Consider the following 14660-nt stretch of genomic DNA (forward strand, 5'->3'; position numbering starts at 1 on the left):
GTCTCCCGATATTTTGCGTCGGTTCTGGTGGGCGCGATGTTGGCAACAGGTTCGGCGCGGGCTCAGGCCCCTTCGTTCGACTCATTTGCGGTGCCCTCCGGCAGCGCACCGCACGATGTCGCGCCAGAGCCTGACGGCACCGTCTGGTATACCGCGCAGGCGCAAGGCGCAGTCGGAAGGTTGGACCCGCGCAGCGGCAAGACCGAGCGGGTCCCGCTCGGCAACGGATCGGCGCCGCACGGCGTGATCATCGGTCCGGATGGCGCAGCGTGGATCACCGACGGCGGGCTGAACGCGATCGTGCGCGTCGATCCGAAGACGCTCGCTGTCGCGCGCTTCCCGTTGCCCAAAGACCGACCGAGCGCCAATCTGAACACGGCGGTCTTCGACAAACAAGGCCACCTGTGGTTTACCGGACAAAGTGGAATCTATGGTGAACTTGACCCGGAAAGCGGCAGCATGCGCGTGTTCAATGCGCCACGCGGGCCGGGCGCCTATGGAATCTGTGTCACGCCTGACGGCAGCTTGTACTTCGCTTCACTGGCTGGCAGCTACCTCGGCCGCATCGATCCGGTGAGCGGCAAAGCGCAGGTCATCGAGCCGCCGACACCGGAACAGGGAGCACGCCGGGTGTGGTCCGATTCAAGAGGACGCGTCTGGATCAGCGAGTGGAACGCGGGAAAGGTGGGTGTGTTCGATCCGGCGACGCATCGGTGGCGCGAATGGAAACTCCCAGGCGCCGATCCGCATGCGTATGCGATATTCGTTGACGACAAAGACATCGTCTGGCTCAGCGAATGGAGCGCTAACGCGCTAGTCCGCTTCGACCCACGAACCGAACGATTCGACACGTTTGCGCTGCCGCGGCCGCACGCGAACGTCCGTCAGATGATGGGCCGGCCAGCAGAAGTCTGGCTTTCCGAGTCGGGCACGGATCATCTGCTGCGCTACCGGTCCGGCGCAGCGATGGTCGACAGCAAGTGACCCCACATCAACCGTTAGCTCTTCCAGGCAACTTCCATGACTGACGATTCCGATCGCGATCCTGATTCCGATCCCGACCAACTGAAGGGCCCGGGTGGCATGACGCTGCGGCAGATCCACGAACAGGTGCGGAAATCCATCCAGCGGGACCATGAGACGCAGGCCGCGCACCACGCGCTCGCGCCTAAAAGCCGATGGCAGCGGTGGGTACGGTACGTATGGGGCCGCAGCGGGCGACGCTAGCTGCTGGCGTGGCTGCGTGTGAGTGCAGCGACCCGGAACGGACGGTGGGCGACACGCCCGCCGAAAGTTCGCCCTGCAACTGCCGAGGGAATTCGTCAGTGGACCCCTCCTCCGCGCCGACTTCGATTGTGTTAAGCGCTCGCCGCACGACGTCCACCGTCGTCAGTTGATCGCGTCGCGCAGGCGATGTCGAACTGCTTTGGTCGGACGATTCGTGACGTTCCGCGCATCGCATACGGTATGCACATCAAGTACCTATGAAAAACATAGTATCAACTATCAAAACTCGCATGCGATTAAATCTTTTGCGATTGACACCGCAAGCGTCCTTCTTCATTATTCGACGCAAGCGATTGAATCGCATGCGATGTACAACGCTTAGTACCCTTATTCACATTGGAATCCATCATGACCAAGATCGATCAAGTCCTTTTCTCAGGCAATTCCAACGCCACGGTCAATCACGACCCCGATGTCCAGCGTGGTGAGCGCGGCGTCCTCGACCTCAAGCTGTCAGCGCTCAACGGTGAAAGCCGCGATTTCATCGCCACCGAGCTGCACCCGCGAGCCGAGCAGTTATTTTCGGGTGCGTGGTCGGCCTGTTACATCAGCGCGTTCGAAATTGCCGCGTCGATGCGGAAGGTCACGCTGCCGCCCGACTATTCCGTGGACGTCCAGGTCAGTATCGGGACGGTCGGTAACGGCTTTGGCCTCGGCGCCCAGTTCACCATTCGCGCGCCGGGTCTGGCAGCCGAGGTCGTCGAGGCAATCGCGAACCGCGCCCATCAGATCTGCCCGTACTCGAAGGCCGTGCACGGCAACATCGAGGTCGGCCTGTACGTCGTCACGGCGTGACCGAAACAACGCTCACGATTACATCGCACAAGATTTGAATGCACTCAATACCCTCATCAACATTGGAATTCATCATGGAAAAGATCGAAAAAGTCCTCGCCGCAGGTAACGCCCACATCACGGTCAATCGCGACCCCGATGCCCAGCGCGGCGAGTTTGGCGTCTACGACCTCACGTTGACAGCGGCGGGCGTTGAGAACCTCGATTACGTCGGCACCGAGCCGCACCCGAGAGCCGAGCAGTTGTTTGCGGGTGCCTGGTCTGCCTGTTACACCACCGTGTTCGGGATGGCGGCCCAACTGAACAAGGTCACACTCCCGCCCGACTATTCCGTGGACATCCAGGTGAACATCGGGCAGACCGGTGCCGCATGGTTGCTCGGCGCCCAGTTCGACATCCGCGTGCCGGGAGTGGAAAAGAAAGTTGTTCAGAAAATTGCGCACCTGGCCCATCAGATCTGCCCGTACTCGAAGTCTGTGCGCGGCAACATCGAGATCGCTACGAACATCGTCACGGCGTGATCCATCAGGGCACGTGACTCGGTCTGGGGGCACGTGCTCTTCACTGAACATGTTTTAGCGAATCCCCATCGCGAAGACTAAGCTCATCGTTGCACGGCTCGTGCGCCGAAAGCGTCTGCGAACGTGCAAGCGGCCACGGCCCGAGATCGCCCTGAACGCAACACTGGTCTACCAGTCGCCTTAGGAGAAGCACCATGCCCGACTCTTCGCAACTCGACATCGACCGCAGCTATCCGGGCCGGTGGACAATCACCTTTAGCAATCCACCGATCAACATGTTTGTTCCTGCGACGATCGTCGAATTGGGTGCACTCGTGACTGACCTCGAGTTGGACCCGTCCGTGAAGGTCGTCGTGTTCCAATCGGCGAACCCCGATTTTTTCGTCGCCCATCTTGATGTCGCCAAGGCAGCCGAACGGCCGGAGGTGTTGGGCCTTTGGCGTGACTTTGTGCTACGGCTGTCGTCCACTCAGGTCGTTAGCATCGCCAAGATTCGCGGCCGCACGCGCGGCATTGGTAACGAGTTCGTGCTGGCCTGCGACATGCGCTTCGCCAGCAGGCAGAGTGCCCTATTCGGCAACCCCGAAGTCGGCGTCGGTCTGCTTCCGGGAGGCGGGGCGCTGGAATGGCTGCCGCGCCTCGTCGGACGTTCGCGGGCACTTGAGATTATCCTCAGCGCCGACGACTTCGATGCCGACGTTGCCGAACGCTATGGCTGGGTGAACCGCACGCTGGACGATGACGATCTCGATTCCTTTGTCGATACGCTTGTCCAACGTCTGGCCTCATTCGACCGTGAAACACTCGGCGCGGCGAAAGCCCAGGTCAATCGGTTTGGAACGCCGACGGCTGCGGAACTCCAGTCGAGCATCGACCTGTTCTTCCCGGCACTGACCTCGCCAAATGGGCAGGCACGCCGCGCCAGGCTCCGTAGTCTGGCCTATGGAGTTCCGGGCGACTTCGAAATGAACTTCGGCAGATACCTGCCTACACTAGGGCCGGCAGGCGCCGATGACAGCGCCCCGCCACGCGCCGGCGCACCGAAGGGCTGAGCCTCTTCCTGCCATTCGCGCGGCACCCGCCGTCGCTGTGCGCCGGAGCCTGTTCGCACCCAGCGCTCCGCAAGCCGCGGACGGCGAGAACTCTCACGCGTTAGATCGGCAATTCCGTGGACTGCTTGACCTTCTGCAAAGGTATATCGGTTTTTACCGTCTGCACGCCGATGGCTCGGACGAGATGCGTGCTCTGGAATTTCCGATAGGCGTCGATGTCGGCGGCAACGACACGGAGCAGCGCGTCGCATTCGCCGGCCATGATGTAACACTCCAGAACCTCCGGTAACTGTCGCACAGCTTCTGCGAAACGCTCCACAGTTTCCGCATCCTGGGACACCAGCGATATGCGCGCAAACACGGTCAGTCCCAAACCTGTCGCGACCGTGTTGAGCAACGCCACATACCCTTCAATGACCCGCAATTCCTCCAGGCGCCGTACCCGTCTGAGACAGGGTGACGGCGATAGGCCGACAGTCTCGGCTAGTTGAAGGTTCGGTAGCTTGCCATCACGCTGGAGCGCGCGAAGGATACGAATATCAAGTGTGTCGAGTTTAATGGGCATTGGATTGCGCGGAACAGGAGGAATGAGATATCCAGCGCTCAATGTAATATGACTTGAAGCTATTTCGCAATCGCGTGCGCACCGGTCAGGGCTAAACTTTTTCTTCATCTGAACCCTTTCGACGGCTGCCCACATGACATTGAGCTCGACCCTTAACCCACTAAGTGCAAGCGAACGACGCGGCGCGGATCTTTTCGTAGAAGTGCTGCAAAGCGAAGGCGTACGGCATATCTTCGGCAATCCGGGTACGACCGAGCTGCCGTTGCTGGACGCACTGGCGGACAGCTCCGGCATCGACTATGTTCTCGGCCTCCACGAGGCCTCAGTGGTTGCAATGGCGGACGGTTATGCACAGGCGTCCGGCCGGCCAGGATTTGTCAATCTCCACACAGCGGGCGGCCTCGGCAACGCGATGGGCGCGATCTTCAACGCGAAGGTGGCGAACACGCCACTCGTCGTCACCGCCGGACAGCAGGACACGCGCCACAGCGTGACCGATCCACTGCTTCACGGCGATCTCGTCGGCATCGCGCGTCCGAACGTGAAGTGGGCGGAGGAAATCCGCCATCCCGAGCATATCCCGATGTTGCTGCGCCGCGCCCTGCAGGACTGCCGTACGGGCCCCGCTGGCCCGGTGTTCCTGTCGTTGCCGATCGATACGATGGAGCGTCGCACGATCATGGACGCGGGCGAGGCGTCCCGAATCGAGCGGGCCTCGGTGGCGAGCGAGCTTGACAAACTGGCTGATGTGCTTGCTCAGGTGACGCCCGGCCGCCTTGCGCTCGTCGTCGGTGAGGAGGTCTTCGCGGCGGATGCCAGCGGCGAAGCCGTGACGCTGGCCGAGGCGCTCGGTGCGCCGGTCTTCGGTGCATCCTGGCCGGGCCACATCCCCTTCCCGACCGCCCATCCGCAGTGGCGAGGAACCTTGCCGCCGAAGGCGGCCGACATGCGGGAGACGTTCGCTCCTTTCGACGCGGTTCTGCTTCTCGGCGGCCATTCGCTGATCAGCAACCCCTATTCCGGAGGACCCGCCATCCCGCCGCATTGCCGACTCTTCCAACTCACGAGCGACGGTCATCAGCTTGGCCGGGTTCACGGGACGGCGCTAGGTCTCGTCGGCGATCTACGACTTTCGCTCAGAGCGCTACTGCCGATATTCGCGCGGAAGCTTCTGCCGCAGAAAGGAGCAATCGCCAGGCTTCGCGAGGCCGCGGCCCGCGAGCGCGATGCACGCCGGGTTGAGGCGGCAAATCGCTCGGCCCGCGAGTTCGACGCGCCAACAACCACCCCCTTCGTCGCCGCGTTCGAGACGATCAGGGCAATCGGACCGGACCTTCCGATCGTCGACGAAGCCCCTGTCTCGATCAGGCATGTGCGCACATGCCTCAATTCGGCCTCGGTCCGACAATACGTGTTCACCCGCAGCGCAACGCTCGGCTGGGGCATGCCAGCGGCGGTCGGCACGTCGCTGGCGCTGGATCGCAGCCCCGTGGTTTGCCTCGTTGGCGACGGCTCCGCCATGTACTCACCGCAGGCGCTCTGGACAGCGGCGCACGAGCGCGTGCCCGTTACCTTCGTCGTGTTGAACAATCGCGAATACAACATCCTGAAGAACAACGTGCGCGCCCAGACGCAGTACCGCAGCGCCGGAGCGAACCGGTTCATCGGCATGGACATCGCAGACCCTGCGATCGATTTCGTGAGCCTCGCCTTGTCGCTCGGTGTGCCGGCGCGGCGTGTCGAGCGGGCCGGCGACATCGCCGCCGCCGTGGAGGATGGCATCCGTTCAGGGCAGCCGAACCTCGTCGAAGTGCCCATATCGAGTTGATCTCAAGGACCAGTGCCCGCGCGCGTCCTCCTCAGGTTGGCGAATTCATGGCTGGCCCAATCGTCGATGTACGAGCGTCATCGTGCAGTTGGCGAGAGTGCCCGGCGGCCCATGCGTTGAAGGCCCCCGCATTCCTCCGCGGCGGCTGCATGGGGCAGCGTGCAACGGCATCGTGCGGTTAAAGGAACGCTCAACGCACGCGCTTGCTTCGCAATGGACTGATTGGCAGGCACCATTGCGATTGGCTTATCGCGTCTATCCACCCACGCATGAGACGGATGCGCGTGCCTGTCACCGCTGCCGCAGCGAATGTCAGATCACGGTAGATCACCGGTCGTTTGATTCGGTCGAGGTTGCCAGAATGACTGTCCGCTACTGGCCGACTACTGCCTCATGCCGAGCCGCAAATGGGGTCCGCGGCCACGGACTGCCCGCGCCCCGTTGCTGTCATTCGAACAGCAGGACCTGGCATCGGAAAGCAGTCGTCTGCATGTCTTCGGCACATGCGTCCGACCGCCGATGCAGATGGTTACGATCCGAATCCAGAATCGAGTCTGGCGGTCTGGCTCAAGACCGCTTCCACTCGCGACGACGCCAGGGATCAGAGCCGTACGCCGCCTGTCGCGTCCACGACTTGGCCCGTCATCCAACGCGCGTCGTTCGAGGCCGTGAAGGCGACGATATCGGCGACGTCCGCGGGCTGTCCCACGCGTGCAAACACCGACATCGCCTCCGCGCCGGCGCGCGCCTCCGGCACGTTGATCCAGGAAGCGTTCATGTCGGTTTCCGTCACGCCCGGCATCACCGCATTCACCGTGATCCCGCGCGGTCCGAATTCCGGCGCAAGCGCCAGCGTAAGCGTTTCGAGCGCGCCCTTGGACGCCGCATAGACGGGATGGGTAGGCGCGGCGACGCGTGTAAATCCCGTCGAGACGTTGATGATGCGCCCGTTGTCGCGGATGTGATCGGCGAGAACCTGGATGAGGAAAAAGGGGGCCTTCAGGTTGGTCGCGAGAATCTCGTCGAAGGTTGCCTCGGAGGTGTGTGCCAGTGAGATCGCGGGCGACACGCCGGCGTTGTTGACGAGAATGTCGAACCTGGAATCGCCGGTAACGGCAACCACGGCAGTGCGGAATTGATCCCACACCCGCTCGGCAGCCTCTTTGCCACCTTTCAGATCGGCGCGGATGGCGACGGCCCTGGCGCCCAGTGCTTCGATATCGCGAACCGTCGCCTCAGCGGCCTGGACGTTGCTTGCATAGTGCACGCCGATCAGCGATGCACCCTCGCGCGCAAACGCCAGCGCAACGGCGCGGCCGATTCCTCGCGAGCCCCCGGTGACGAGGGCGACTTTGTTCAACAGTTTTCCAGACATCTGTTGTCTCCAATGATGATTCGGGTTTGGATCAACGCGCTCGTTGCCAAGGAAGGCGGAGAGCGCCAAACGCCGAGAGGTTTTTTTCGTAACGATCGTTACGATAACGATCAGTATAATTGGGGGACATGGACTGTCAAGCAGTTTTCAGAACGATGGCTACGAAAGACGAGGTGACCCATGGGACGGCATCGTGAGTTCGATGTGGAGCAGGTGCTCGATGCGGTGCTGTGCGTTTTCTGGCGCAAGGGTTACGAAGGTGCGTCCTACGCGGACCTGACCGAGGCCGCGGGCGTGGAGCGTCCAGCGCTGTACGCCGCCTTCGGGAACAAGGAAGCACTGTTTCGGCGGGCCTTGACTCGCTACTACGAGCGATACATGGACTTCGTCCCAGTCGCTCTTGCGCTGCCGACCGCACGGGAAGTCGCGGCGCACATCCTCTATGGCTCGGTCGAACTGAACACGCGGTTTCCCAACCACACCGGTTGCCTCGGTATCAACGGGGCCATGGCGGCCTCGGACGAGGCGGAGCCTGTACGACAGGCTTTGATCCAGGTCCGTGCCGAGGGCGAGGCGTTGCTTCGCGAGCGCTTTGAACGGGCGAAAGACCAGGGCGACTTGCCAACGACCGCGCGGCCTGACGCGCTTGCAGCCTTCGTGATGGCCGTTGTGCACGGCATGGCGGTGCAGGCAAAGGCAGGATTTGGACGCGAGATGCTGTGCGCCGTTGCCGATCAGGCGCTGGCCACCTGGCCGATCGGCCGCTCGACCGTGCCCGAGACCGGGCGCGCCGGGCCCAGTGGCGCCGCGCCTTGCTGATGGCGGTCGCCCGCAGTTTGCAATGCTGAAAACAACCAGCCTGGCCTAAAGCCGACACTCGTGACCGTCCGTATATGGCCCGCTTACCGTCTCACGCAGCGTCATGAGTGTGCCAAATCCGCTGCGGTATCGAGGATCTGATCGCCGCGCGTCGTCATCCCGAGAATTTTTACGTCACAGAATCGTAGTGGCGTCGAGGTCTGATCTGATCAGCCGCAGCCGCCCCAAGAGACCTGGGCGGCTGCCAGAATCCGGATCAGCGTTCAGATCGTATGCGCGTATCTCGGGGCCGCGGAAATAGCCGCGATCAGCCAGCACCTTCAATGATTGGCTGATCTGTTCAGATTTCCACCATCGCCGCAAAACACCTTAACGTGACCCTATGCGTCGTCTCCGCTTAGCGCTTTGGAAAGAGGATGCCCTCCTTAACGCAGCTCCCCGGTTTTACGCCGTGGCCCCAAGGCACGTTCCAGCATGGTTTGCCCGAGGCGCCCAGCAGGATTTGCAACTCAAGCATCTTGCCTGGCATCACAGGGTGCAACAGGTTGCTGACGCTGTAGAGCGCTTCCAGCAGCGTATAGAGAACCGTATCCAGCCGGTCGGATGCGTCGGGATCTTTCGCGAGCGCCCATGGTGCGCTGCTCGCAACGTAGCCGTTGAGGTGCTTGACGAAATCCATCACCTGTTCCGCCGCTCGGCCCAGCTTCATCTCCTCGACCAGTGTCAGAACGATACTCGGCAACCCGCTCGCGCGGGCGATGATGGCTTCTTCGCGCGCGTCATAGGCTCGGGGCACAGGGACAAGGCTGTCGCGGTATTTCTTCGTCATAGCCAGCGTGCGTGCAGCCAGGTTGCCCAGATCGTCTGCGAGATCACGATTCAGCCGCTGTTCGATCACTGCGTTGCTGATAATCCCGTCGAAACCGAAGCTGACCTCCCGGATCAGCGTATAGCGCAGTGCATCCACGCCGTAGGTGTCCGCGGCCTCTAACGGATCGACGCCATTTCCGAGCGACTTGCTCATCTTGCGACCATCGGAGCCGAGCAGATGACCAGATACATGCAAGCGCTGATACGGTGCGATACCGAGCGCGTGCGTCATACTGAGCCAGAAGAGCGTATGCGTGCGAAGGATGTCCTTGCCGATCACGTGCCGTACGGAAGGCCAGTAATCACAAAAGGCGGGCTCGTCGGGATAGCCAAGCGGCGAAACATAGCTCAGAAGCGCATCGAACCAGACATAGGTAACGTGTGCAGCATCCCATGGAATGGGGATGCCCCATTCGAGGCGATTCACGGGACGTGAGACACTCAGATCGCCTATCGGCTCTTCCAGCAGTTTCAATATTTCGTTGCGGTATTGCACCGGCTGGATCAGATCCGGCGAGTCCAGCAACAACTGACGCATCCAGTCACGGTGCGCCTCCATACGGAAGAAATAGTTCGGTTCACGACGCAACACGGGCGGCTCCTTGTCTTCGGGGAGCTTGCCGTCCACCAGTTCCTTTTCGGTGACGAAGCGCTCCTGGCCGACCGAGTACAGTCCTTCATAGTCTGCCAGATAGATTTCGCCGCTCTCGAAGAGACGGCTCAGACACTCGGACACAACCTTGGCGTGCTCGGGCGCGGTAGTGCGAACGAACTTATCTGGCTCGACCGACAGGCGGCGCCACGCTTCCACGAACGTTTGTGCGTGTCGATCTGCGAAAGCACGCGGCGCCTCATTGGACTGCATGGCAGCTTTGGCAATTTTCTCCCCATGCTCGTCAGCGCCTGTAAGCAACATCGTTTGGTGCCCCACCGCTCGCAGGTAGCGGGCCAAGATATCGGCATGGACGCTGGCATAGGCATGGCCCAGATGGGGCCGATCGTTTACGTAGTAAATCGGCGTGGTGATGTATCGGTACGTCATTGCCGCTCCCGAAAACAAAAAGGGACGCCCGCGGCGTCCCTTTTCTAAAAGTAAAAAAGCCCTTAGCGCCCGGGGGGATAACCTTCCAGGAACATACGCATCGAGTGAACGAGGGCTTGGCTAACTTGGCGTTTCATTGATGTGAGTCGAAGATAAATCGACAGGCTTGTCTGCACGTCGCAAATCCTGCCAGCTAATTTGACGCCTGTCCAGCGGGAAGGCGCACGCCAAAGCTCCTCTGCACCCGCACTGCGGCGTTGGCGATAATGGTTGGCAGTTCTGGCGAGCCCTTTGAACGTCCGTCGTGGACGACCCCGGAAGATCATCGATGGCGCGCAGTCGTCGCCTTCGACGCCGTACCAAAGCCCGGAGGCGGGTAAGTGCCCTGCGGTGCTGCTGTTGATTCGTACCGGCCAAATCAACTGGCCGGGTCTCGCCGGGTATCGATCACCGCTGTGCCGCTCTGCCTTTGCTCTCTGCCTTTGCGATCAGGCGCGCCTGTGTTGCCGAGTTCGCGACGGAACGCTTCGGGCGTTGCACCCGCGAAGACGTGAAAATCCTGAATGAGATGCGCCTGGTCGTAATAGCCGGCCGCGACGGCGATGCTCGCCCAGCTTGCGCGACTGTTTTCTCGCGCCAGGTCCGTCGCGCGCGAGAATCGCATCAGTCGCGCAAACGTCTTGGGGCTCATACCAACCGTTTCGAGAAACACCCGGCGCAGATGCCGTTCACTCATCCTCAGGTCAGAGGCAACTTCGCTCACATTCGCGTTGAGCAATTTCTTTGCGGCTTCGCATACCAGCGGCGAGTGACCCGGTTGCAGGTCGTCGGGCGACAGTCGAGCCGCGATGGCTCGCTCCAGAATCATCGCTGCATCGGTGGCCTTCGTCGCCGTCGCCAGATCGTCGTACAGGTTGTGCGCTTCGGCGGCGCTCCACACCTCTTCCACCGGCACCACGCGTCCATTGAATGCGGAGGGCGGCGCTCCGACCACCGCACTCGCCTTGCCCAGCTGGAGACGGGCCAGGATGGTCCACTGTCCTTTGCGAATCATCTTTCGGGTTACGCGTTGGCGCGCCCCGAGCACGTGAATGTCCAATCCTCTGCTTGCCGAAGGTCCGAACCTGACAATGAGATGCAACTCGGGGCGCGGAATCGCAACTCTCAGCCCGTCCATCAGGCATTCGTCAGTGAACATCGCATCAACGATCGACGGGACCAGGGGACTGGACGTTGCTTGTCCGCGGTGAATGGCGTCAATGTGCATGAGCATATTGTAAAGGGCGTTCGACCGTCGCGCGAACGATATGGGATCTGTCCGTTTTTTCCAATTCAAGCCGCAGACCAGCGGATACAGTCGTCGCGCTCATTACTCTGACAGGTGTCTTCGCATGACCATTCTTGTGACTGGCGCAACCGGAAAGGTCGGAAGTCGGCTCGTCAAACGGCTGGCCCAGCGCGGCGATCGGGTGCGCGCGCTGATCCGTGACCCGATGCGGGCAACGCAATTTAAAGCGGATGGTATCGAACTAGCCGATGGCGACCTCCTTGATGCAGACTCACTCGCAGCGGCGGTCCTGAGTACCGACGTGGTGGTGCACTGCGCGGCATTTTTCCGTGGCGCCACATCCGAGCAGGCACATAACGTCAACTATGTTGGCACACAGCGTCTGGCAACCGCCGCGCGTGCCGCTGGCGTGAAGCGATTCATCTTCCTGAGCACGGGCCTGGTCTATGGGCCGACCAGCGGACGTCCGGCAACCGAAGATGACCATTGCGCACCAACTGCCGCTTACCCGGTGAGCAAGCTCGAGGCCGAACGATTCCTGCTTGGTCAAAAGGATCTGGATGTGCGGGTTCTGCGTCTGCCTTTTGTGTATGGCGATGGAGATCCGCACATTGAGGAAGCGGTTCCTCTCATGCATGGGTTTTCTCTAACCCAGCGTATGTCGATTGCACATCATGCTGACGTGGCTCAAGCTGTTGCTCGGCTGCTCGACACCCCTGACCCAACGTACCGCATCTACAACGTGGCCGACGCTGACGCACCCCGGATCGCCGAACTGTTCGCTTCCATTGGCGCGCCGCCGCCGGACGGATCGGATGCTGACCGCGGAGCCGCTTTCGACACACCGCTCGATGGTCGTCGTATCCGCGATGATCTCGGCTTCAGGCCCACGTTTCCACGCCTCGCGGATGCGATCGCCGCACGTGCCCTTTAGGACCATCGGACACACCGACTGCTTGCATTGACGGCTCGCGTTTCGGTGTCTCGCACGAACGGTGACCGGCAACGCTGAATGACTATAGCCGCTCGCGACCGTCAGCATGATCACGGGTCAGGGTTCAGTGCAAACCAACGGTGACCGATCCAGCTCTACCCGCCCCTCTCTTCTTTCAGCCACTCGCGAAGGCAATAAAGCGCTTTATCGGACCGACCACTCATCGCGCAGAAAGCGAAAAACGCGCCGCTCGGCACGAAGCCGAGTGGCGCAATCAGTCTGCCTTGTGACAGTTCACGCTCGACGAGCAACGCAGGGGCGATAGCGACACCAAGGCCGGCGGCCGCTGCTTCGAGAAGCAAAGACAAGTGGTCAAAGCGACGGCCACCCGCAAACATTGCTGGTTCAACCTCATTGCGGGACGCCCAATCCTCCCACGCGTGGGGGCGCGACGTGGTGTGCAGCAGCGGTTGACCTGACAGATCCGTCGGCGTGGCAATGCGGTGAGCCCAGTCCGGTGCACAGACCGGGCCAATGATTTCTTCGAAAAGGTTCACCGCCTCAACATCCGCTGGCCAGCCCCGGTCGCTGACAATCAGGCAATCTATGACATTTCGCTGCAGATCGTCCATCGTCGTACTCGTCTGCAAACGGACTCGAACGTCGGGGTGTGCCGCCTCGAACCGTTCGAGCCGCGGGATAAGCCAGTTCACCAGAAGGCTGCCTGGCGCGCCTAGAACGATTTCGGTTATCGGGGCTTGCTCGGCAATCTCCGCGCAACGAGCCTCCAGTAGCCCGAAAATATGATCGGTAGCCAATTTCAGGCTCTGCCCTTCAGGGGTCAACCGCACGCCGCCCGCGTGGCGCACGAACATCGCTTTGCCAAGCCACTGCTCGAGCTGACGAACCTGATGACTCACCGCACTGTGGGTCACATGCAATTCCTGAGCAGCCGCCGAAAAGCTGAGCCGGCGGGCAGCTGCATCAAAGGCGCGCAGCGAATTGAGCGGGGGTAGTCGGCGCATAGGCGAAAGCTGTCGATTTAACTGACATCGTTGTGCAAAAATTTACCGCTACCCACCGATCGTTCTCGCAGTTAGAGTGACGTCGAAGTCGTATCCGACACCCCTCATCCAGCACCCTTTTCGGTGACGGGCTCGATAACGGATATCCCATTCACTCGTCTGCGACACAACAGGAGGCTTGAATGAACGATAAAGACATTCCCCTGGCCAATGACAAGGTCCTCTATAAAACGCTGCTAACCGAGCAGAGCTATACCGTCTCTCAAACCACGGTCCGCGCCGGGGGCGAAACGCAGTGGCATCGTCATACGCATGTGAGAGATCGCTTCGTCGTCGTTCAAGGCGTTTTAACGGTCGAAACGAAAACAGGCGAGCTCATCGACAGAATGCAAGTTTACGATCACTACACTGTCGAACCCGGCGTCATACACCACGTCATGAATGAGACGGCCGACGATGTGGTGTACATCATGATTCAATCCGGAGGAGCACGCGACATTGTGCTCGCCTGATGCGAGATCAGCGAGATGTGGCTGGCGTCGAGCTCGATGGACGTAGCATGCATGCGCTTTTCCATAAAGCGCTGCAACTCCGGAAGCTCAAGCGACCTTTCTTCGCATTCCGGTAACGGACAGCCATGTCGCGGCGACCAGAAAGTAAATGGCGCCCACCGCGGCATAGCCGGCTACCTTGACGATCGCATTCGGCGCCGGCGCGTGGGCCTGCATGATAAAAAACCCACCCGCTAAAGCCGACTGTGCACCGCTCAGGATCATGGCCCATTGCGCACCGAACGCCTTCCATCGGTGCACGGCGGTACTGAGCTGGAGCAATCCCGAGAGGATGGCCCAAAGGCCAAATATCCCGAGCACACCGGCCATGCTCACTCTCAAGGCCACGATAACCCCGACCGTCACCGCGAGACTCACGAATACGTTGGTCGCTTGCGTACGATTCTCGAACGATCCGCCGCTACGCGACATATCGATGTAGTTCGCGAGAGCATCCCATGCGGGATAAGCGACGAGCAAAACGGCTGCGATGCCGGGGGAAAGGTGCCCGACGGCAAAGGCAAGCCCCACCCAAATCACTGAAAACGCCGCCCGGAAAAAATAATAGTGTTTTAGCCACCGCTGCTTATCGGCAAGCGAAGGACCTGCTTTGCGATCCATCATTCAAGTTCCTTTGGTAGTCCGCGACAAACGCATTCGGTTTGAAAAAGTTCGTCTGGCATTCTTGCTGTGATTCGCCTGATGACA

Annotated in this window: 15 protein-coding genes; 9 read left to right on the forward strand and 6 right to left on the reverse strand. The window is 60.9% G+C overall.

What is annotated here, in order from left to right; all coding sequences use genetic code 11:
* Positions 1 to 36: 36 nt before the first annotated feature.
* The 5 genes from HV796_RS32520 to HV796_RS32540 all read left to right on the forward strand — a co-directional run bounded on the left by HV796_RS32520 (position 37) and on the right by HV796_RS32540 (position 3655).
* A complete protein-coding gene (locus tag HV796_RS32520; RefSeq protein WP_377694723.1) occupies positions 37 to 984 on the forward strand; it encodes a Vgb family protein in 948 nt (315 codons plus the stop codon).
* A gap of 36 nt (positions 985 to 1020) precedes the next feature.
* Positions 1021 to 1227: a hypothetical protein gene (locus tag HV796_RS32525; RefSeq protein ID WP_175232004.1), complete on the forward strand. Its 207-nt coding sequence runs from the start codon at positions 1021 to 1023 to the stop codon at positions 1225 to 1227.
* A 408-nt stretch (positions 1228 to 1635) separates the two neighbouring features.
* Positions 1636 to 2082, forward strand: a complete 447-nt coding sequence (locus HV796_RS32530; RefSeq protein ID WP_175232005.1) for an Ohr family peroxiredoxin — start codon at positions 1636 to 1638, stop codon at positions 2080 to 2082.
* A 74-nt stretch (positions 2083 to 2156) separates the two neighbouring features.
* Positions 2157 to 2603: an OsmC family protein gene (locus tag HV796_RS32535; protein ID WP_175232006.1), complete on the forward strand. Its 447-nt coding sequence runs from the start codon at positions 2157 to 2159 to the stop codon at positions 2601 to 2603.
* 194 nt (positions 2604 to 2797) lie between these two features.
* On the forward strand, positions 2798 to 3655 hold the full coding sequence (locus HV796_RS32540) for an enoyl-CoA hydratase/isomerase family protein (protein WP_175232007.1): 858 nt from the start codon (positions 2798 to 2800) through the stop codon (positions 3653 to 3655).
* Positions 3656 to 3755: 100 nt separating this feature from the next.
* On the opposite strand, the gene HV796_RS32545 is transcribed toward HV796_RS32540, so the two are convergent.
* Entirely contained in the window at positions 3756 to 4214 is a 459-nt protein-coding gene (locus HV796_RS32545) for an Lrp/AsnC family transcriptional regulator (protein WP_175232024.1), read from the reverse strand.
* Between the two features lie 139 nt (positions 4215 to 4353).
* Here HV796_RS32545 and HV796_RS32550 point away from each other — a divergent pair, with 139 nt between their 5' ends.
* The gene (locus HV796_RS32550; RefSeq protein WP_175232008.1) at positions 4354 to 6048 is read left to right on the forward strand and encodes a thiamine pyrophosphate-binding protein; all 1695 of its coding nucleotides are present in this window, start codon (positions 4354 to 4356) and stop codon (positions 6046 to 6048) included.
* A gap of 601 nt (positions 6049 to 6649) precedes the next feature.
* Here the strand turns inward: HV796_RS32550 and HV796_RS32555 are convergent.
* Positions 6650 to 7423, reverse strand: a complete 774-nt coding sequence (locus HV796_RS32555) for an SDR family oxidoreductase (RefSeq protein ID WP_175232025.1) — start codon at positions 7421 to 7423, stop codon at positions 6650 to 6652.
* A 180-nt stretch (positions 7424 to 7603) separates the two neighbouring features.
* Here HV796_RS32555 and HV796_RS32560 point away from each other — a divergent pair, with 180 nt between their 5' ends.
* Positions 7604 to 8242: a TetR/AcrR family transcriptional regulator gene (locus tag HV796_RS32560; RefSeq protein ID WP_175232009.1), complete on the forward strand. Its 639-nt coding sequence runs from the start codon at positions 7604 to 7606 to the stop codon at positions 8240 to 8242.
* A 397-nt stretch (positions 8243 to 8639) separates the two neighbouring features.
* Here HV796_RS32560 and HV796_RS32565 read toward each other — a convergent pair whose 3' ends face one another.
* Both HV796_RS32565 and HV796_RS32570 read right to left on the reverse strand, forming a co-directional pair.
* Complete coding sequence (locus HV796_RS32565; RefSeq protein ID WP_175232010.1) at positions 8640 to 10154, reverse strand: class I tRNA ligase family protein; 1515 nt, start codon at positions 10152 to 10154, stop codon at positions 8640 to 8642.
* A gap of 418 nt (positions 10155 to 10572) precedes the next feature.
* Positions 10573 to 11352: a helix-turn-helix domain-containing protein gene (locus HV796_RS32570; protein ID WP_246356154.1), complete on the reverse strand. Its 780-nt coding sequence runs from the start codon at positions 11350 to 11352 to the stop codon at positions 10573 to 10575.
* Between the two features lie 193 nt (positions 11353 to 11545).
* On the opposite strand from HV796_RS32570, the gene HV796_RS32575 reads away from it, so the two are divergent.
* Positions 11546 to 12376 (forward strand): NAD-dependent epimerase/dehydratase family protein, encoded by an 831-nt coding sequence (locus HV796_RS32575; protein ID WP_175232012.1) that lies wholly within the window; start codon positions 11546 to 11548, stop codon positions 12374 to 12376.
* A 155-nt stretch (positions 12377 to 12531) separates the two neighbouring features.
* Here HV796_RS32575 and HV796_RS32580 read toward each other — a convergent pair whose 3' ends face one another.
* Positions 12532 to 13401 (reverse strand): LysR substrate-binding domain-containing protein, encoded by an 870-nt coding sequence (locus HV796_RS32580; protein WP_175232013.1) that lies wholly within the window; start codon positions 13399 to 13401, stop codon positions 12532 to 12534.
* Positions 13402 to 13583: 182 nt separating this feature from the next.
* Here HV796_RS32580 and HV796_RS32585 point away from each other — a divergent pair, with 182 nt between their 5' ends.
* Positions 13584 to 13913, forward strand: coding sequence for a cupin domain-containing protein (locus HV796_RS32585; RefSeq protein WP_175232014.1), 330 nt, complete (start codon positions 13584 to 13586; stop codon positions 13911 to 13913).
* Between the two features lie 87 nt (positions 13914 to 14000).
* On the opposite strand, the gene HV796_RS32590 is transcribed toward HV796_RS32585, so the two are convergent.
* Entirely contained in the window at positions 14001 to 14576 is a 576-nt protein-coding gene (locus HV796_RS32590) for a DUF308 domain-containing protein (protein ID WP_217478052.1), read from the reverse strand.
* Between the last annotated feature and the right edge of the window lie 84 nt (positions 14577 to 14660).

This window comes from Paraburkholderia humisilvae, from assembly GCF_902859855.1.
Taxonomy (GTDB): domain Bacteria; phylum Pseudomonadota; class Gammaproteobacteria; order Burkholderiales; family Burkholderiaceae; genus Paraburkholderia; species Paraburkholderia humisilvae.